The sequence below is a fragment of the Neisseria viridiae genome (assembly GCF_962747995.1).
In the GTDB taxonomy this organism is placed as follows: domain Bacteria; phylum Pseudomonadota; class Gammaproteobacteria; order Burkholderiales; family Neisseriaceae; genus Neisseria; species Neisseria viridiae.
Window position 1 is genome coordinate 1 of the sequence record NZ_CAUJAJ010000019.1, and the last position, 18373, is coordinate 18373.

General features: G+C 52.3%; 17 protein-coding genes, 1 other RNA gene and 4 pseudogenes. 18 read left to right on the top strand and 4 right to left on the bottom strand.

Annotated elements, in window-relative coordinates:
* Window positions 1-81 precede the first annotated feature (81 nt).
* From Q9J79_RS09080 to trpE, 7 genes and pseudogenes are all read left to right on the top strand, one after another.
* Window positions 82-792 (top strand): class I SAM-dependent methyltransferase, encoded by a 711-nt coding sequence (locus tag Q9J79_RS09080; RefSeq protein ID WP_301912036.1) that lies wholly within the window; start codon window positions 82-84, stop codon window positions 790-792.
* Between the two features lie 80 nt (window positions 793-872).
* Window positions 873-1517: a DedA family protein gene (locus Q9J79_RS09085; protein ID WP_301912037.1), complete on the top strand. Its 645-nt coding sequence runs from the start codon at window positions 873-875 to the stop codon at window positions 1515-1517.
* 18 nt (window positions 1518-1535) lie between these two features.
* Window positions 1536-2423, top strand: a pseudogene (locus tag Q9J79_RS10475) (ABC-F family ATP-binding cassette domain-containing protein); the annotation flags it as partial.
* Window positions 2397-2930: pseudogene (locus Q9J79_RS10480) on the top strand (ATP-binding cassette domain-containing protein); the annotation flags it as partial. The pseudogenes Q9J79_RS10475 and Q9J79_RS10480, both read left to right, overlap by 27 nt.
* 96 nt (window positions 2931-3026) lie before the next feature.
* Window positions 3027-3446, top strand: coding sequence for an ATP-binding cassette domain-containing protein (locus tag Q9J79_RS10485; protein WP_439652306.1), 420 nt, complete (start codon window positions 3027-3029; stop codon window positions 3444-3446).
* Window positions 3447-3469: 23 nt separating this feature from the next.
* On the top strand, window positions 3470-3835 hold the full coding sequence (locus Q9J79_RS09095; protein ID WP_301912039.1) for a hypothetical protein: 366 nt from the start codon (window positions 3470-3472) through the stop codon (window positions 3833-3835).
* A gap of 111 nt (window positions 3836-3946) precedes the next feature.
* Complete coding sequence (trpE, locus tag Q9J79_RS09100) at window positions 3947-5422, top strand: anthranilate synthase component I (protein WP_301912040.1); 1476 nt, start codon at window positions 3947-3949, stop codon at window positions 5420-5422.
* Window positions 5423-5433: 11 nt separating this feature from the next.
* Here trpE and Q9J79_RS09105 read toward each other — a convergent pair whose 3' ends face one another.
* Window positions 5434-5661: a hypothetical protein gene (locus Q9J79_RS09105; RefSeq protein ID WP_301912041.1), complete on the bottom strand. Its 228-nt coding sequence runs from the start codon at window positions 5659-5661 to the stop codon at window positions 5434-5436.
* A gap of 1 nt (window position 5662) precedes the next feature.
* Between Q9J79_RS09105 and Q9J79_RS09110 the strand changes: the two are divergent.
* The 8 genes and pseudogenes from Q9J79_RS09110 to Q9J79_RS09145 form a co-directional block, all read left to right on the top strand.
* Window positions 5663-5950, top strand: a pseudogene (locus Q9J79_RS09110) (GIY-YIG nuclease family protein).
* 199 nt (window positions 5951-6149) lie between these two features.
* Window positions 6150-7286, top strand: coding sequence for a 5-(carboxyamino)imidazole ribonucleotide synthase (locus tag Q9J79_RS09115; protein WP_301912042.1), 1137 nt, complete (start codon window positions 6150-6152; stop codon window positions 7284-7286).
* A gap of 62 nt (window positions 7287-7348) precedes the next feature.
* Window positions 7349-7831 (top strand): GNAT family N-acetyltransferase, encoded by a 483-nt coding sequence (locus tag Q9J79_RS09120; protein ID WP_301912043.1) that lies wholly within the window; start codon window positions 7349-7351, stop codon window positions 7829-7831.
* 105 nt (window positions 7832-7936) lie between these two features.
* The gene (locus tag Q9J79_RS09125) at window positions 7937-8992 is read left to right on the top strand and encodes a sulfate ABC transporter substrate-binding protein (protein WP_301912044.1); all 1056 of its coding nucleotides are present in this window, start codon (window positions 7937-7939) and stop codon (window positions 8990-8992) included.
* 154 nt (window positions 8993-9146) lie between these two features.
* Window positions 9147-9752, top strand: coding sequence for a Smr/MutS family protein (locus tag Q9J79_RS09130; RefSeq protein ID WP_301912045.1), 606 nt, complete (start codon window positions 9147-9149; stop codon window positions 9750-9752).
* A 62-nt stretch (window positions 9753-9814) separates the two neighbouring features.
* Window positions 9815-10177, top strand: a transfer-messenger RNA (tmRNA) gene (gene ssrA / locus Q9J79_RS09135).
* A gap of 451 nt (window positions 10178-10628) precedes the next feature.
* Window positions 10629-10814 carry a hypothetical protein gene (locus tag Q9J79_RS09140; RefSeq protein ID WP_234403402.1) on the top strand — a complete coding sequence of 62 codons (186 nt, stop codon included), beginning with the start codon at window positions 10629-10631 and terminating at the stop codon, window positions 10812-10814.
* A 161-nt stretch (window positions 10815-10975) separates the two neighbouring features.
* Window positions 10976-11392: pseudogene (locus tag Q9J79_RS09145) on the top strand (DUF2513 domain-containing protein); the annotation flags it as partial.
* Window positions 11393-11444: 52 nt separating this feature from the next.
* Here the strand turns inward: Q9J79_RS09145 and Q9J79_RS09150 are convergent.
* The 3 genes from Q9J79_RS09150 to Q9J79_RS09160 are packed head-to-tail and all read right to left on the bottom strand — an operon-like array spanning window position 11445 to window position 14373.
* Window positions 11445-12899, bottom strand: a complete 1455-nt coding sequence (locus Q9J79_RS09150; RefSeq protein WP_301912046.1) for a LutB/LldF family L-lactate oxidation iron-sulfur protein — start codon at window positions 12897-12899, stop codon at window positions 11445-11447.
* Window positions 12896-13597 carry a LutC/YkgG family protein gene (locus tag Q9J79_RS09155; RefSeq protein ID WP_301817351.1) on the bottom strand — a complete coding sequence of 234 codons (702 nt, stop codon included), beginning with the start codon at window positions 13595-13597 and terminating at the stop codon, window positions 12896-12898. The genes Q9J79_RS09150 and Q9J79_RS09155 overlap by 4 nt, the downstream gene beginning before the upstream one ends.
* Window positions 13594-14373, bottom strand: a complete 780-nt coding sequence (locus tag Q9J79_RS09160) for a (Fe-S)-binding protein (protein ID WP_301912047.1) — start codon at window positions 14371-14373, stop codon at window positions 13594-13596. The genes Q9J79_RS09155 and Q9J79_RS09160 overlap by 4 nt, the downstream gene beginning before the upstream one ends.
* Window positions 14374-14586: 213 nt before the next feature.
* On the opposite strand from Q9J79_RS09160, the gene Q9J79_RS09165 reads away from it, so the two are divergent.
* The 3 genes from Q9J79_RS09165 to Q9J79_RS09175 all read left to right on the top strand — a co-directional run bounded on the left by Q9J79_RS09165 (window position 14587) and on the right by Q9J79_RS09175 (window position 18287).
* The gene (locus Q9J79_RS09165; protein WP_301912048.1) at window positions 14587-16062 is read left to right on the top strand and encodes an MDR family MFS transporter; all 1476 of its coding nucleotides are present in this window, start codon (window positions 14587-14589) and stop codon (window positions 16060-16062) included.
* Window positions 16063-16171: 109 nt separating this feature from the next.
* Window positions 16172-17698, top strand: coding sequence for a phospholipase D family protein (locus tag Q9J79_RS09170; protein ID WP_301912050.1), 1527 nt, complete (start codon window positions 16172-16174; stop codon window positions 17696-17698).
* 55 nt (window positions 17699-17753) lie between these two features.
* On the top strand, window positions 17754-18287 hold the full coding sequence (locus Q9J79_RS09175) for a C40 family peptidase (RefSeq protein ID WP_301912051.1): 534 nt from the start codon (window positions 17754-17756) through the stop codon (window positions 18285-18287).
* Window positions 18288-18373 lie beyond the last annotated feature (86 nt).

An 18373-nucleotide genomic window follows, 5' to 3' on the forward strand; every position in this document is an offset into this window, starting at 1 on the left:
CCCTGTTACTCGAATAAAGTAAAGGGCGTTAATTTTTGTTAATCGTCCCTTCTTAGGGACGCAATATATAAGGATAATAAGATGGATGTGAAAGAAAGCGGTATTTTGGGCGACAGCATCAACAGCCATTGGTATTACGCATCCAAAGCACTTGCCGTTGCCAATCTTTTAAAAGGCAGAACCTTCCGCAAAGTGCTGGATGTCGGCGCAGGCTCCGCCTTTTTTTCACACTTCCTGCTGGAAAATTCCGATATACGCGAAGCATTGTGCATCGACACCGCCTACACGGGTGAAAAAGATGAGGCATATCGCGGCAAACCGATTCATTTCCGCCGCACCATCGGCATGAGCGATGCCGACCTGGTTCTGATGATGGATGTTTTGGAACACGTCGAAGACGACAAGGCAATGCTTGAGGACTATATCGCAAAAGTCCCTTCCGGTACGGAATTCCTGATTTCCGTACCCGCCTTCCAGTCCCTGTGGAGCGGGCACGACGAATTTTTGGGGCATTACCGCCGCTACCGCCTGACACAGCTCGAGAACTTAATCCGCAGCACCGGGCTGTCCGTCCTCGGGGGGAACTATTATTTTGGCGCAGTATTCCCCCTTGCCGCAACCGTCCGCCTGCTCGGACGGTTGATATCCGGACAAAATCCCAAATCCCAACTGATGCGGCACCATCCCGTCATCAACCGCATACTGGCTTCAATATGCCGCCTTGAAATCTGCATACAAAAAAGCAACCGCTGCGCGGGGCTGACCGCCTTTTGCCTTGCAAGGAAAAAATAAAACCAATGCCGTCTGAAACTTTTCAGACGGCATTTTTCCAATCGGTTAAAATACGCGGTCTGTTTTTTTAGGAACGCACCGTGCTTGCCTCCGCCATCGACTTCATCCTCCATATCGACCGACACCTGCTTGCGCTGTCGGCGCAATACGGCATTTGGATTTACGCCGTTTTATTTGTCGTCGTGTTTTGCGAAACCGGCCTGATTGTTACGCCCTTCCTGCCCGGCGATTCGCTGCTGTTTGCTGCCGGTGGGATTGCCGCACTAGGCGGTATGGATATTCATCTGATGGTTATGCTGCTATTTGCCGCCGCCATACTCGGTGACGCCCTCAATTTTACCGTCGGTAAGTATTTCGGCGGCAGGCTGTTCGCCAACCCCGATTCTAAAATCTTCCGACGCGAATATCTCGATAAAACCCACCGTTTTTACGAAAAACACGGCGGCAAAACGATTATCATCGCGCGTTTTGTGCCCATCGTCCGTACCTTTGCCCCCTTTGTTGCCGGTATGGGGAAAATGCACTATACCAAATTTATCCGCTACAACATCATCGGCGGCTTCTTGTGGGTTATCCTGTTTTCTTATGCAGGCTATTTCTTTGCCAACTTCCCCGTCGTAAAAAACAATCTGGGCTTAGTGATGGGCGGCATCATTATTATTTCCATCCTGCCGGGTGCGGTTGAAATTGCCCGCGCCAAACTTGCGGCAAAATCCAAACGTTAATTGTTGGAAATTGACATTATGAATATATTATCCGTAGAAAACGCTTCCTTTGCCGTCGGACACGTCGCCCTACTCGACAAAACTTCTTTTCAACTCGACAGCGGCGAGAAAATCGGCTTAATCGGCCGCAACGGCGCGGGTAAGTCTTCGTTTCTGAAAATCCTCGCCGGCGTGCAGAAACTCGACGACGGGCAGATTATTGTTCAAAACAACCTCAAAATCGTTTATGTACCTCAGGAATCCTTTTTTGATAAGGATGCAACCGTATTTGATACCGTTGCCGAAGGTTTGGGCGAAATTCGCGATTTATTGCGCCGTTATCATCATGTCAGCCATGAGTTGGAAAATGGTTCGAGTGAGGCTTTATTAAAAGAGCTCAACGAATTACAACTCGAAATCGAAGCGAAGGACGGTTGGAAGCTGGATGCGGCAGTCAAGCAAACTTTGGGCGAACTCGGTTTGCCGGAAAACGAAAAAATTGGCAACCTCTCCGGTGGGCAGAAAAAACGTGTCGCCTTGGCACAGGCTTGGGTGCAAAAGCCCGACGTATTGCTGCTGGACGAACCGACCAACCATTTGGACATCGACGCAATTATCTGGCTGGAAAATCTGCTTAAAGCGTTTGAAGGCAGCTTGGTCGTGATTACCCACGATCGCCGTTTTTTGGATAATATCGCCACGCGCATTGTCGAACTCGACCGAGGCATTCTGCGCTCCTATCCCGGCTCGTTCTCCAAATACAGCGAAAAAAAAGCGCAAGAGTTGGCAGTCGAGGCGGAACACAACCGCCTCTTCGACAAATTCCACGCGCAGGAAGAGGCATGGATACGCAAAGGCATCGAAGCGCGCCGTACTCGTAACGAAGGCCGCGTACGCCGTTTGGAAGAACTGCGCCGCCAGCGTGCCGAACGCCGCAATGTACAAGGGCAGGTCAACTTCAAGCTCGATAGCGGTGAGAAAAGCGGCAAAATCATCGCCGAGCTGGAACACGCCTCGTTTGCCTATGGCGACAAAGTTATCATGGATAAATTCTCCGCCATCTTGCAGCGCGGCGACAAAATCGGCTTAATCGGCCCAAACGGCATCGGCAAAACCACCTTCCTCAAGCTGATTTTGGGCGAACTCAACCCGACTTACGGCAGAATCCGCATCGGCAGCAAGCAGGAAGTTGCCTATTTCGACCAGTTCCGCAGCGCGTTGAACGAAAACGACACCGTGTTTTACACGCTCGGACAGGGCAACGATTACGTCGAAGTCGGCGGTAAGAAAAAACACGTCATGAGCTATTTGGAAGATTTCCTGTTCCATCCAGCCCGCGCACAAAGTCCCGTTTCATCGCTCTCCGGCGGCGAACGCAACCGCCTTTTGCTGGCAAAACTGTTTACCCATCCTGCCAATATTTTGGTTTTGGACGAACCGACCAACGACTTAGACATCGACACCCAAGAATTGCTCGAAGACCTGTTGCGCGATTATCAAGGCACGGTCTTCCTCGTCTCGCACGACCGTATGTTCCTCGACAATGTAATTACCCAAAGCATTGTTTTCGAAGGACAAGGCCGTCTGAAAGAATACATCGGCGGCTATCAGGACTATATCGACGCAAAATCGCGGGAAGATAAAATTCAGACGGCATCCGCACCCAAAGCATCCGATGCCGAACCCGCCAAAGAAAAACCCAAAGCCAACCGCACGGTCAAACTTTCCTATAAAGAACAGCGTGAACTCGATGCCCTGCCTGATGAAATCGCAGCTTTGGAAACTGAGCAGGCTGAAATCAATACCCAGCTTTCCGATCCTGAAATTTTTAAAGATTACGAAAAAGCAGGTGCATTGCAAAACCGCGCCGAAGAAATCGAAATGCTGCTTTTGGAAAAGCTGGAACGCTGGGAGCTGCTGGAAACCAAACAGAACGGCAATACCGTCTGAAGCCTAAAACCGAAGGAGAAAAAATGTTCAAACGACCTGAAGAAATCATCGTCCTGATACTTGCCGTCCTCTGGATTGCCGGTACGTATTTTCTCGCCGCCCTGTTTGGAGCGGATACTTATACCGTGTTAAAAATCACTGCCCTTACCCTGCTTTGGTCTGCCGCATCATTCCTCCTTTGGCAAAAAAACCTCAGCCGGCATATCTGGCCGCTGCTGCTCGGCTGCCTGACTGCCTGTTGGTGGCCGTATCTGAATCAATTGGTCGCACCCGGTTCTTTACCTTGGTATGCATCATGGACGTTCAAAACCATCTTAGCCCTGATTCCCGTAACCGCAGGTTATCTGTTTAAATGGAAACAATACCGGCAGCGCAAAACAAAACCGTAAGCCCGTCTTTTTTCAGACGGCATCTTCGGTCAGACTGTCAACAATTCCGATAAAATGCTATACTCGCACCCCTTATCATGCCGTCTGAAACCGCCTTTTGGGAAAGCAGAAATGATCAGCAAGCAAGAATACCAAGCCCAAGCCGCCCAAGGCTACAACCGCATCCCGCTCGTGCAAGAACTCCTTGCCGACTTGGATACGCCGCTTTCCCTCTATCTCAAACTCGCCAACCGCCCCTATACCTACCTGCTCGAATCCGTTGTCGGCGGCGAACGTTTCGGTCGCTATTCCTTTATCGGACTGCCTTGCAGCCACTATCTCAAAGCCAGCGGCAAACACGTCGATGTTTATCAAAACGGCGAAATCGTCGAACAACACGACGGCAACCCGCTGCCCTTTATCGAAGCTTTCCACAACCGTTTCAAAACATCCGAAATCCCAAGCCTGCCGCGCTTTACCGGCGGGCTGGTCGGCTACTTCGGTTACGAAACCATCTACAATTTCGAACACTTCGCCCACCGCCTGAAAAACACCGCCAAAGCCGATCCGCTCGGTACGCCCGACATCTTGCTGATGCTGTCGCAAGAGCTTGCAGTAGTGGATAACCTAAGCGGCAAAATCTACCTGATTGTTTATGCCGATCCGTCTCAAGCCAACGGCTACGAACGCGCACGCGAACGCCTCGAAGACATCCGCACCCAGTTGCGCCAAAGCTGCGCTATCCCGCTCTCGCTCGGCAGCAAACACACCGAAGCCGTCAGCGAGTTCGGCGAAGAGCCGTTCAAAGCCTGCGTCGACAAAATCAAAGACTACATCTTCGCAGGCGACTGTATGCAGGTCGTCCCCAGCCAGCGCATGAGCATGGAATTCACCGACAGCCCGCTCGCCCTCTACCGCGCCCTGCGTACGCTAAATCCATCGCCGTATATGTTCTACTACGATTTCGGCGATTTCCATATTGTCGGCTCTTCGCCCGAAATCCTCGTCCGCCGCGAACGCGACGACGTCATCGTCCGCCCTATCGCCGGCACACGCCTGCGCGGCAAAACCCCTGCTGAAGACCTTGCCAACGAGCAAGACTTATTAAGCGACGCCAAAGAAATTGCCGAACACGTCATGTTGATTGACTTAGGACGCAACGACGTCGGCCGTATCAGCAAAACCGGCGAAGTCAAAGTAACCGATAAAATGGTGATTGAAAAATACTCCCATGTGATGCACATCGTCTCCAACGTCGAAGGCTGTCTGAAAGACGGCATGACCAACATGGACATCCTCGCCGCCACCTTCCCCGCAGGCACACTCTCCGGCGCCCCCAAAGTTCGCGCCATGGAAATTATCGAAGAAGTCGAACCGAGCAAACGCGGCATCTACGGCGGTGCGGTCGGCGTATGGGGCTTCAACAACGATATGGATTTGGCAATCGCCATCCGTACAGCCGTGGTGAAAAACAACACGCTATACGTCCAAAGCGGCGCAGGCGTGGTTGCCGACTCCAATCCTGAATCAGAATGGCAGGAAACACAAAACAAAGCCCGAGCAGTGGTTCGGGCGGCGCAGATGGTGCAGGAAGGCTTGGACAGATAGGTCCGGCGTTTTCAGACGGCATTGGTAGAGAAAAAGCCATCTGAAAACCCAAGAACAAGCCGCAATCGTTTAATAAACAACAACCGTTTGATTAAAACAGCCTCCTTTACCGCGTCATTCCCGCGCAGGCGGGAATCCGGAAATTTAAAATGACGGGAATCTCTAAATATTTCTGAAAGATTGAGGTCTGGATTCCCGCCTGCGCGGGAATGACGGATTAAAATTTTTTGCGGAAACATGATACAACCTGCCGTTTATATACTCGCCAGCCAACGAAACGGAACGCTGTATATCGGTGTAACATCCAATCTCGCCCAACGTGTTTACCAACATAGAGAACATTTGACGCAAGGATTTACAAATCAGCATCATGTAACCATGTTGGTTTGGTACGAACTGCATTCCACAATGGAACACGCCATTACCAGGGAAAAGCAATTGAAAAAATGGAATCGGCAATGAGAGCTGCGCCTTATTGAAGAGAAAAATCCAGGTTGGCAGGATTTATGGTTTGAAATTATTAAATAACCATCATTTCCATACAACATGTAAATTAACTCTGCTACCCTTTGAATTTCGTCATTCCCGCGCAGGCGGGAATCCGGACTCTTAGGTTTCAGGAATCTTTAAACATTGCAGGATATTTACCTTTCTAGATTCCCAATGACGGACTAACGGCTTCAGACGACCTGAAACAAACAGCAGAACACAGACAGATTAAAACGCTATGAACAAATCCCCCATCCTCCCTCCCGCCATGCTCGGCATCCTCGGCGGCGGACAATTAGGCAGAATGTTTGCCGTTGCCGCCAAAACCATGGGCTACAAAGTAACCGTACTCGACCCCGATCCGGACGCTCCGGCGGCGGAATTTGCCGACCGCCATTTGTGCGCGCCGTTTGACGACCGGGCCGCGTTGGAGGAGTTGGCAAAATGCGCTGCGGTTACGACCGAGTTTGAAAACGTCAATGCCGACGCGATGCGCTTTTTGGCAAAACATACCAATGTTTCCCCGAGCGGCGATTGTGTGGCGATTGCACAAAACCGCATTCAGGAAAAAGCGTGGATACGCAAAGCGGGCTTGCAAACCGCGCCGTATCAGGTGGTTTGCAAAGCCGAAGACATTACTGAAGCAAGCGCGCAATTTTTGCCCGGCATCCTGAAAACGGCCACTTTGGGCTACGACGGCAAAGGTCAAATCCGCGTCAAAACGGTGGATGAACTCAAAGCCGCGTTTGCCGAACACGGCGGCGTAGATTGCGTTTTGGAAAAAATGGTGGATTTGCGCGGCGAAATTTCCGTTATCGTATGCCGTCTGAACAATGACAACGTGCAAACCTTCGACCCCGCCGAAAATATTCACGAAAACGGCATCTTGGCTTATTCCATCGTCCCCGCGCGACTGAGTGCCGACGTGCAGCAACAGGTGCGGCAAATGGCGCAACGCTTGGCGGACGAATTGGATTATGTCGGCGTGTTGGCGGTGGAAATGTTCGTCGTCGGCGATACATATGAATTAGTCGTCAACGAAATCGCGCCGCGTCCGCACAATTCCGGACACCATACCATCGACGCCTGCGCGGCAGACCAATTCCAGCAGCAAGTGCGCATTATGTGCAACCTGCCGCCTGCCGATACCAAGTTGCTTTCTTCATGCTGCATGGCGAATATTTTGGGCGACGTTTGGCAGGAAGACGGCGGCGAACCCGAATGGCTGCCGCTGCAAAGCAACCCGAATGCACACCTGCACCTATACGGCAAAAAAGCCGCGCGGAAAGGTCGGAAAATGGGGCATTTCACCATGTTGGGAACTGACTCCGACTCCGTATTCCGGCAAACAAAAATCCTACACCAGTCTTTATAATCGGAACATCGGCAGTCTAAGTCTGCCGGCAATCCATACGCCAACCTTGCTAATATACCGCCATGAGCCTGTTGACACTGTTACGCCCCGCTACCGTACAAGACTGCAACGATATCTTCAACGTCCACCTGCACTCTGTCCAATACACCTGCATCCGCAGCTACAACGAACAGGCCCTGCAAGTATGGGAAGGCCTGCTTAATACAGACAGCTACCTACCGACCATTTCAGATCCTGATAAAGCACTTTGGGTCGCAGAATATAAAGGCAGCATTCAAGGCTTTTTCCAAATCGACTGTCGCGAAGCGCAGCTTGACGCACTTTACGTCCACCCCTTATTCCACAATCTGGGGCTGGGTACTTCGCTGCTTCATCAGGCAGAAACCATTGCCCGCCAGTCCGGTCTAAGTTTCCTAAAACTCTATGCCTCGCTCAACTCCATCCCGTTTTACCTCATCAACCGCTACGAATCACTCGGTTCCGCAATATTACAGCTTGACTCAAGCATCAAAATCAAATGCGAACTGATGCGGAAACACCTCTGACTACTCCTTATAACCAAAACTGATAATCTTCAAATCAAACATTATTTCCACAAACACCAATAGCCGTATAGAGTTGCCGTATCCACCAACCGACAGGATACGCACATGAAAACCTACGCACCGGCACTCTATACCGCAGCCCTGCTTACCGCATGCAGCCCCTCTGCAAACCCAGATAATCCGTCAGGGCAAAATATCCCGGCAAATACCGAATCCGGCGGTAAAACCATCGCCCTGCTCAATGCCTCATACGATGTGGCACGGGATTTCTACAAAGAATACAACCCATTATTTATCAAAGAATACCAATCCAAACATCCCGGCACATCCGTCAGCATCCAACAATCCCACGGCGGCTCCAGCAAACAGGCATTATCCGTAGCCAACGGACTTCAAGCCGATGTCGTTACCATGAACCAATCCTCCGACATCGACCTGCTCGAAAAAAAAGGACTGGTAGAAAAAGGCTGGCAACAAGCCCTCCCCGACCACGCCGCGCCCTACACCAGCACTATGGTTTTCCTTGTCCGAAAAAACAATCCCAAACAGATCCGTGATTGGAACGACCTTGCCAAAGACGGCGTTAACATCGTCATTGCCAATCCCAAAACCACAGGCAACGGACGCTACGCCTTCCTCGGCGCATACGGTTACGGCCTGAAAGCCACCAGCGGCAACGAACAAGAAGCCCAAAAATTCGTCGCATCCATCCTCAAAAACACACCCGTTTTTGAAAACGGAGGACGCGCCGCCACCACCACCTTCACACAACGCAACATCGGCGACGTACTCATCACTTTTGAAAACGAAGCTAACTACGTCAGCAAAAAACTGACCCAAGGACAGTTTGAAATCGTCTATCCGAGCTACACCATTTCCGCCGAAAGCCCCGTCGCCGTCGTCAACAGCGTCGTCGCGAAAAAAGGCACGCAAAAAGCCGCCCGCGCCTATCTCGAATACCTTTGGAGCGAACCGGCGCAAGAACTCGCCGCATCGCTCTACCTGCGCCCGCGTAACGCCGAAGTATTGGCACGGCACAAAGCCGACTTCCCAGACTTAGACACCTTCTCTCCCGAAGAAAAATTCGGCGGCTGGGAAAAAATCATGAAAACCTACTTCGCCGACGGCGGCATGCTCGACCAATTAAGCACTAAAAAATAAACATCATCCCGCCCAAACCGCCTGATGCCGTCTGAACCACTTTCAGACGGCATCGTCCAAACCGCCGCAAGCCCATCCTGGCAAGCCCAAACAAATTCCCCTACAATCACATTTTCAAGCCAAAATAACGACAAAACAAATAACAGGAAAAAACATGAATACCGACTTCCAAAACATCCTCAAACAACTGGGCAAACAGGCCAAAAAAGAAGCGGCAGAAAAACAGGAAGCCGAAAAAAACAAGCAAAAACAAGAACAAGATTTGGATTTTTCACAAGCAGTCGGACAAGTCTCCCCATTAAAAAACCGGCAACAATATTATGCACCGCCCGACAAAACCCCCATCAAAGTCCGTCCTAAAGATACCCGCACCGACGAAGAAAACTATTTCTACATCGGCAGCACATACAATGAACCGCCCGCCAGCTTCAGCAAAAACGGACAGGGAAAAAACGACATCCAACGCCTGAAAAACGGATACTATCCCGTCGTTACCGATGTCGACCTACACGGCTACAACCAAGAAGAAGCCCAAAAAATCCTCAATGAATTCATCGAGTTCACCCAAAAACGCGGTGTATGCGGAGAAATCATCCACGGCAGCGGATTAGGTTCCAAAGGCTACACACCCGTACTCAAAAATATGACCCGCAACTGGCTGATGCAGCACCCTGAGGTACTCGCCTATGTCGAACCGCGGGAAGGCAACGACGGCTGCGTCCGCATCCTGCTTAAACGCAAATCAAGGCAGCAAGACTGACAAATTTCTCCGACAGACTTGGCAGCACCTCACAATATCCGTATAATTTGCAAACTATTTCTGGGGGCGACCTTGGTTTCGACGGGGGTTGCGAAGCAGATGCGGGCATACCGGGGTCTCAGATTCCCGTAAAACACTGAATTCAAATAGTCGCAAACGACGAAACTTACGCTTTAGCCGCTTAAGGCTAGCCGTTGCAGCAGTTGGTCAATGGGCTGTGTGGCGAAAGCCACCGCAACGTCATCTTACATTGACTGGTTTCCTTCCAGGTTACTTGGCAGGAAATAAGACTTAAGGTAACTGGTTTCCTGAAGGCCTGTTGGTCGGCATGATGGAAATAAGATTTTCAAATAGACACAACTAAGTATGTAGAACGCTTTGTAGAGGACTTTCGGACGGGGGTTCGATTCCCCCCGCCTCCACCATACCCTATTTTCAGCAGTATCCTGTAATATGCATAAAGCCTTGAAATTAAACAGTTTCAAGGCTTTTTTGTTGCCTCGGATACGACGAGCTATACCTGAATTCTCATCATTTATGGGGGAAGCTTGCCACAAGTTACCTTAAAACAGAAGAAAATGCCAAAGCCAACATTACTGCCGACAAATCGGCAATGCAAAAAGCTGCAAGCTTCCAGCCAATTATCAGGCTGTTACACACTTTTGTGCTTACACAAGCTATCCGCAAACACGCACCCTGTTGCAGTTCCCCCCCCCATGTATTCGCCCACCCGTATGAATTGCGCCTATATATGCTGGTATGAAATCAACCGGGTGGTGGGATAATACTGCAAAGACATTGTTGCGGTATGTGTTATCATTGCCGCAAGAACAGCAGGATAAAGTCTGCTTATTGATAAAAATATCGGAGTAGGTCATGCCGTCTGAACTGTATGTCAGCCGAGAAATAAAAGTATTTTTAAGTAGGAAAACCGCCCCGTCCGAATTGTTCGACTATCTGTCGGCTGGAATTGACAGGGAGGCAGCCGAGCAGATGCAGAGCGAGTTGTGGGCAGCGTATTTTCGATTGCGGATTTGTCCGTGTGTGCGAATGGATACTTGAGGCGGCTGAAAAGTCCGAGTGGGTCAAACCGTACAAGTCCGATTTGAAAACCGCTCCGGAAGCAGACCCGGGATTAAAATCCGCATAACCAAAAGGCCGTCTGAAACCGTTTCAGACAGCCTTTAAAACATCTTCAAGGATAAAAAGCGAAACGCGACTGGAATTTGATACGCCATATCCTGACCAAATTGGAAAATGAACCCAACCCCGACCGCTGGCTCGTTTCCACCTGTATCGAAAGTTGGACAAAGGAAGCAGCCGCATATCATCTGTGGCTCTTGATACAGGACGAACTGATTGCGGGCAAATGCAACCGCGAACAGCCGGGCAATGGGTTTGCCTGTTACGGCATCTACCTGACGTGGGCGAGGCATAAGTTTCTCGCTTCCATCCGCAGCGATACGGCTTGGCGGTGCATCCGCAGCCTGTTGAAGGAAAAAGCGGTGGATTTGTCTTTTGAAGCCATCAAAGCCGCCGCACTGAAACTGTTGGAGGTGCGAATGCAAGGGTTTGAACGGCGGCATGGCAATGCCGCCCTACGGCTGTCGGAAGCCGACCCAAGATTCAAAGCCGAATAACCAAGCAAATGCCGTCTGAAAAGATTTCAGACGGCATTTCATACACAATCGCTTATGCTTTTTCTTTTTGGCGCATTTTTTCCGCCATCAGTTCGTGCAGGGTTTTCTTCGCCGGTTTCATCGGTACGCGGTTTTGCGTCCAACCCAACTGTTTGCGAGGGGTCAGGTTGCGGAACTTGGTGGCTGCCCAACCGAAGGCGCGGTAGGTTTTGCTGCCGCTGAAAATGCCGTTGAATGTGCGCCACGCCATTTGTTCGCCGAAGGTATGCGATGCGCCTTGCCCTCGGATGGGGTGCGGCACGGTTTCGGTCGGCGAACGTTGCGCTTCAACGCGCAAACGCTGCATTTGTTCGGTAATCGGGATGCGTACCGGGCAGACTTCCACGCACGCACCGCACATCGTGCAGGCGGTCGGCAGGTCGCGGGTGGCATCCAGACCCAACAGGTGCGGGGAAATAATCTCGCCAATCGGGCCGGGATAAGTTGTGCCGTATGCCGCGCCGCCGATACGGGTATAAACCGGGCAATGGTTCATACACGCGCCGCAACGGATACATTGCAAGGTGCGGCGCATTTGGTCTTCGGCATAGGCTTGGCTGCGGCCGTTGTCGAGCAGAACCAAGTGCATTTCCTGCGGACCATCCAGCTCTTCACTGCGGCGCGGACCGGTAATCATATTGAAATAGGTGGTAATGTTCTGACCAATGGCAGAACGCGGCAGCAGGCTGTACAAGGGTGGGATGTCGGACAATTTCGCCACCACTTTTTCAATACCGGTAATAGCGATATGCACGGGCGGAACGGTGGTACTCAAGCGGCCGTTGCCTTCGTTTTCGACCAGACACAGCGTACCCGTTTCGGCAACGGCGAAGTTTACGCCGCTCAAACCGACATCGGCAGTGCTGTAAATATCGCGCAGGGCTTTGCGGGCGAAGCCGGTCAGTTGGTCCACGTCGTCTGTAAGCGGTGTGCCGAGGTTTTGGTGGAACAGTTCGCTCACCTGTTCTTTGGTTTTATGGATTGCGGGCATCACGATATGGGTCGGTTTTTCGCCTGCCATTTGGACGATAAATTCGCCCAAGTCGCTTTCCACCGCTTTAATGCCTTTTGCTTCAAGATAATGGTTCAGCTCGATTTCCTCGCTGACCATAGATTTGCCTTTGACCATCAGCTTGCCGTTTTTGGCAGTAATGATGCCGTGGATGATTTCGCAGGCTTCGGCAGGGGTTTCCGCCCAATGCACTTTCACGCCCAGCTTGGTCAGGTTTTCTTCCAACTGCTCCAACAGCGCGGGTAATTTGGAGAGGGAACGCTGACGGATGTGTTCGCACAAATCGCGCAGGCTTTGCAGCTCTTCTTCGTCGGTCAAAACGGCTTTGCGCTTGGTCATCAGCATATCCATCGCGGTACGCAGGCTTTTGCGCAAAGGCTTGTCTTGAAGGGAAATTGCGGCGTTTTGTTTGAAAGTTTCCGGCTTCATATGGAACTTGATGGTTTGCGTAGTCATGCGTTTTCCTCCAAATCGGCAGGGGAAATGTGGTCGGGCAGGATGGCGAGGATGACCAAATCGCGCGGGCCGTGCGCGCCGTAAGCAAGCGTCAGTTGGATGTCTGCGGTTTTGGACGGGCCGGAAATCAGGAATACATTGGTCGGCATGCCGTTTTCCACCAGTTTTTCACCTTCGACAGCGTTGTGAAATTCGTTATACATTTTTGCCGTATCAAACAGGCAGAAATGCACGGGCGGAACAAGACTCAAAGTACGCGGTTCTTCAGGGCTGGAAAACAGCATCAGCGTACCGGTGCGGGCGATGCCGCATTGCGCGCCGCTGAAGCCCGCATCGATGTTCGCGAAGAACTCGGTTTTCCAAGTATCGATTTCACGCTCGAAAGCAATCGGTTCGATATTGCTGTCCACCAACGCGGCACGGGCGATTTGTCCGTGCTCGGTTGCGAGAGGCAGAAGGATGTTTTTCAAACCCTTGCCTTCTGCCGCTTCGCGGAAAACCTGCATCCAATTGCTTTTCGTCACCCAATAGATTTCGGTTTTGACCGCGCGCATTGCGGCAGCCCAATGTTTCAAACGCTCGGCTTCGCTGTCCCAGGAAACACCCTTTTCGCGGTAATAATCGAAAACCGCAGGCTCTTCCATCGGCAAGGCATCGGCTTTTTTCAGTTTTGCCAAAATATTTTCGCGCGCGCTCATACTTTACCTCCGGTGCGTTCCAACAGGAAGGATGCGATATGTTTCGGACGCGGCATATCCGGCTCGTCCTTGGCGATTTTGCCGCCGATGTTCATCATGCAGCCACAGTCCGCGCTGATGATTTCGGTCGCACCGGTTTCTTTCAGCGCGGCGACTTTGTCTGTAACCATCGCGCCGGAAATATCGGCTTGTTTGACGGAGAATGTACCGCCGAAGCCGCAACATTCGCTTTCGTGGTCGTGAATGACGCGCTCGACGTTTTCCATACCGTCAATCAACTGCCATCCTGAAATATGGACATTCATTTCTCGGCGGGCGGCGCAGGAAGTGTGGACGGCGACTTTGACCGGCTCGCCTTTGTCTTCAGGCTTGTAGCCGATGGCAAGCAAGAAATGAGTAAACTCAATGATGCGGTTGGCACAATCAACCGCTTTGGATTCGTATTCTGTATTTTTAAACAGGGTAGGCCAGTGATGTTTCATCATGCCGCCGCACGAGCCGGACGGTACAACGATCGGCCAGTTTTCAGGGAAAAGGTCAAGTTGCGCTTTGGCGACATCGAAGGCTTCGGTCGGATGGCCGGATGAATAGGCAGGCTGGCCGCAGCAGCTTTGCGCCATCGGGAAATGGACGCGTATGCCCTGCTGCTCGATTAGGGCAATGGCATCCATACCGGCTTCGGGCATAAAGAGATCGAGGACGCAGGTGCCGAAAAAATAGACATCTGTCGGATTGCTGTCGTATCGGATGATTTTTGGGGGAGTGGTTGCGCTCATTTTTTCGTTAACGGGGATGCCCGTTTTTCTGTCGGAAGTTAAGCGGGTACTTTAAGTAATTGACTGTTGCGGGTCAAGTGTAATTTTAAAAAATAATCTGATTTTCCTTGCGGCTTCCCGCGCTGATGCCTGCCCAGCCTTGTTTCGCCTATTTTTGATAATAGTAATCATTACAATAAAATGGTATTTCATTTATTTGTAAACGTGTAAGGTTTGCGCCTTCCCGCCGTTCAGACAGCATTTGGAAGCGGTCGCGGCGTGAGAATGGGGTACAATCGCCCTATGGAAAAAAACACCCTATCCGTCCGCGCACCATCCCCTTGGCTGCCGCTTCTGCTGGCAATTGCCATTTTTATGCAGATGTTGGATGCGACCATTTTAAATACCGCCCTGCCCGAAATTGCCGCCGACCTGAACGAACCGCCTCTGGATATGCAACTGGCAGTCGTTGCCTATACGCTGACTGTCGCCCTGCTGATACCTTTAAGCGGTTATTTGGCGGACAGGTTCGGAACGAAAAAGGTCTTTTTCGGTTCGATTGCCGTTTTTATGCTCGGATCGGCATTGTGCGCCGCATCGGGTTCGCTGTTTGAATTGACGCTTTCCCGTGTCGTTCAGGGCATCGGCGGTTCGATGCTGGTTCCGATTCCGCGCCTGACCATCCTGCGCGCGTATGAAAAATCGAAGCTGCTCAACGCCATCAATTATGCGGTTATGCCCGCATTAATCGGGCCGGTTTTAGGGCCTGTGGCGGGCGGCTATCTTGCCGAATACGCTTCGTGGCACTGGATTTTCCTGCTCAACCTGCCCATCGGTCTGCTGGGTTTCATATTGGGACGCAACATCATGCCCGATGTCAAAGGCAACGATACCGCTTTGGATTTCAAAGGCTATCTGACCTTTTCCGCTGCCGCCTGCCTGCTGCTGCTTGCTGCAGAAAGCCTGTCGCACGCGCTGCCTCCGTATTTTGCACTGTTGCCGCTGTGCGGCGGACTGCTGTTTGCACGCCGTTATTTCCGACATATGAAAACCGCGTCCAAACCGATTTATTCCGCCGACCTGTTTCTGATACGCACTTTCCGTCTGGGACTGGCAGGCAATCTGTTCAGCCGTCTCGGCATCAGCTCGATTCCTTTTCTGATGCCCCTGATGTTTCAAGTCGCTTTCGGCTTCGGCGCAAGCCTGTCGGGTTGGCTGGTCGCACCCGTCGCCCTATCTTCGCTGCTGGTCAAACCGCTGATTGCACCGCTCATGAAACGTTTCGGCTACCGCACGGTACTGCTTTGGAACACCAAGCTGCTTGCCGCCTTCATCATGCTGCTCGCCCTGCCTGACGGAAACGCGCCGCTGTGGATTTGGATTTTTCTTTCGCTGGCAATCGGCGCGTGCAACTCTTTTCAGTTTTCCGCGATGAATACGCTGACACTTGCCGATTTGCGCCCGCAACAAACAGGCAGCGGCAACAGCCTGATGGCGGTCAACCAGCAGCTTGCCATCAGTATGGGGATTGTTTCCGGCGCGCTGATCCTTAAAAACTGGACATCACTGATGCCCGAAGGCGGCAGCCCGCACCCCGCCTTCCGTATGACCCTGCTCAGTATCGGCGGCATTACCCTTGCATCATCGCTGGTTTTCAAGCGTCTGCACGTTTCAGACGGCGCAAACCTGACACGGAACACACCGTCCTGAAGCGGTCCGCACGCAAAACTTTTACCCGCTTCAACGTTTGGATTATGATGCCGCACTTCCATGCGCGCCAACCCCAAAACACAGGCAATGCCGTCTGAACCAATTTCCTATGAAAACACGCAGCCTCCTTCCCTTGTTGTTCCTCCTGCTCTGCTCGTGCGCCGTATGGCTGCCGCCCTTGGAAGAACGCACGGAAAGCCGCCATTTTGACACTACTTCCCCCGTCCTCTTGGACAAAGTTTTGCACATCCGCCATTTCCCGCTCGGCAGCCGCCTGTCCGACATCTACCTGCTCGACGATCCCCACGAAGCCTTTGCCGCCCGCGCAGCCCTCATCGAATCCGCCGAACACAGCCTCGATTTGCAATACTATATCTGGCGCAACGACATTTCCGGCAGACTTCTGTTCAACCTCATATACCTTGCCGCAGAACGCGGCGTACGCGTACGGCTGCTGCTGGACGACAACAACACGCGCGGATTGGACGACCTCTTGCTTGCCCTCGACAGCCACCCCAATATCGAAGTGCGCCTGTTCAACCCCTTCGTTTTCCGCAAATGGCGCGCATTGGGCTACCTGACCGACTTCCCCCGCCTCAACCGCCGCATGCACAACAAATCCTTTACCGCCGACAACCGCGCCACCATACTCGGCGGACGCAATATCGGCGACGAATACTTCAAAGTCGGTGAAGACACCGTTTTCGCCGATCTGGACATCCTCGCTACCGGCAGCGTCGTCGGCGAAGTATCGCACGACTTCGACCGCTACTGGGCAAGCCATTCCGCCCACAACGCCACGCGCATCATCCGCAGCGGCGACATCGGCAAGGGTCTTCAAGCACTCGGATACAACGATGAAACGTCCAGACACGCGCTCCTGCGCTACCGCGAAACCGTCGAACAGTCGCCCCTCTACCAAAAAATACAGACAGGACGCATCGACTGGCAGAGCGTCCAAACCCGCCTGATCAGCGATGACCCTGCAAAAGGACTCGACCGCGACCGCCGCAAACCGCCGATTGCCGTGCGGCTGCAAGACGCGCTCAAACAGCCCGAAAAAAGCGTCTATCTGGTTTCACCCTATTTCGTCCCTACAAAATCCGGCACAGACGCACTGGCAAAACTGGTGCAAAACGGCATAGACGTTACCGTCCTGACCAACTCGCTACAGGCGACCGACGTTGCCGCCGTCCATTCCGGCTACGTCAAATACCGAAAACCGCTGCTCAAAGCCGGCATCAAACTCTACGAGCTGCAACCCAACCATGCCGTCCCCGCCACAAAAGACAAAGGCCTGACCGGCAGCTCCGTAACCGGCCTGCACGCCAAAACCTTCATTGTGGACGGCAAACGCATCTTCATCGGCTCATTCAACCTCGACCCCCGTTCCGCACGGCTCAATACCGAAATGGGCGTCGTCATCGAAAGCCCCAAAATCGCAGAACAGATGGAGCGCACCCTCGCCGATACCACACCCGAATACGCCTACCGCGTTACCCTCGACAAACACAACCGCCTGCAATGGCACGATCCCGCCACCCGAAAAACCTACCCGAACGAACCCAAAGCCAAACTTTGGAAACGCATCGCCGCAAAAATCCTATCCCTGCTGCCCATAGAAGGTTTATTATAGAAATGCCGTCTGAAACACCTTCAGACGGCATATCCGAACCCGCAAAGGAAAAACCATGTTTCCCCTCGACAAACCCCTTTTCCTCTGTCTCAGCGCACTACTCCTCGCCTCATGCGGCACGACCTCCGGCAAACACCGCCAACCGAAACCCAAACAGACAGTCCGGCAAATCCAAGCCGTCCGTATCAGCCACATCGACCGCACACAAGGCTCGCAGGAACTCATGCTCCACAGCCTCGGACTCATCGGCACGCCCTACAAATGGGGCGGCAGCAGCACCGCAACCGGCTTCGACTGCAGCGGCATGATTCAATTCGTTTACAAAAACGCCCTTAACGTCAACCTTCCCCGCACCGCCCGCGACATGGCGGCGGCAAGCCGCAAAATTCCCGACAGCCGCCTCAAGGCCGGCGACCTCGTATTCTTCAACACCGGCGGCGCACACCGCTACTCACACGTCGGACTCTACATCGGCAACGGCGAATTCATCCACGCGCCAAGCAGCGGCAAAACCATCAAAACCGAAAAACTCTCCACACCGTTTTACGCCAAAAACTACCTTGGAGCGCATACTTTCTTTACAGAATAGCGGCAACACACCGCAACAAAACAAACGGCAGCATGGCAATGCTGCCCTACACCTTCAACCCGCAGCCGTAAGTCGGGCATTTATAC

Bases quoted from the DNA above. Each gene is read 5' to 3' on its own strand.
- trpE (WP_301912040.1), top strand. From the start codon at position 3,947: ATGATCAGCAAGCAAGAATACCAAGCCCAAGCCGCCCAAGGCTACAAC.
- Q9J79_RS09170 (WP_301912050.1), top strand. From the start codon at position 16,172: ATGAAAACACGCAGCCTCCTTCCCTTGTTGTTCCTCCTGCTCTGCTCG.
- Q9J79_RS09115 (WP_301912042.1), top strand. From the start codon at position 6,150: ATGAACAAATCCCCCATCCTCCCTCCCGCCATGCTCGGCATCCTCGGC.
- Q9J79_RS09105 (WP_301912041.1), bottom strand. From the start codon at position 5,661: ATGTTTCCGCAAAAAATTTTAATCCGTCATTCCCGCGCAGGCGGGAAT.
- Q9J79_RS09080 (WP_301912036.1), top strand. From the start codon at position 82: ATGGATGTGAAAGAAAGCGGTATTTTGGGCGACAGCATCAACAGCCAT.
- Q9J79_RS09120 (WP_301912043.1), top strand. From the start codon at position 7,349: ATGAGCCTGTTGACACTGTTACGCCCCGCTACCGTACAAGACTGCAAC.
- Q9J79_RS09160 (WP_301912047.1), bottom strand. From the start codon at position 14,373: ATGAGCGCAACCACTCCCCCAAAAATCATCCGATACGACAGCAATCCG.
- Q9J79_RS09150 (WP_301912046.1), bottom strand. From the start codon at position 12,899: ATGACTACGCAAACCATCAAGTTCCATATGAAGCCGGAAACTTTCAAA.
- Q9J79_RS09155 (WP_301817351.1), bottom strand. From the start codon at position 13,597: ATGAGCGCGCGCGAAAATATTTTGGCAAAACTGAAAAAAGCCGATGCC.
- Q9J79_RS09125 (WP_301912044.1), top strand. From the start codon at position 7,937: ATGAAAACCTACGCACCGGCACTCTATACCGCAGCCCTGCTTACCGCA.
- Q9J79_RS09130 (WP_301912045.1), top strand. From the start codon at position 9,147: ATGAATACCGACTTCCAAAACATCCTCAAACAACTGGGCAAACAGGCC.
- Q9J79_RS09140 (WP_234403402.1), top strand. From the start codon at position 10,629: ATGCCGTCTGAACTGTATGTCAGCCGAGAAATAAAAGTATTTTTAAGT.
- Q9J79_RS09095 (WP_301912039.1), top strand. From the start codon at position 3,470: ATGTTCAAACGACCTGAAGAAATCATCGTCCTGATACTTGCCGTCCTC.
- Q9J79_RS10485 (WP_439652306.1), top strand. From the start codon at position 3,027: ATGTTCCTCGACAATGTAATTACCCAAAGCATTGTTTTCGAAGGACAA.
- Q9J79_RS09175 (WP_301912051.1), top strand. From the start codon at position 17,754: ATGTTTCCCCTCGACAAACCCCTTTTCCTCTGTCTCAGCGCACTACTC.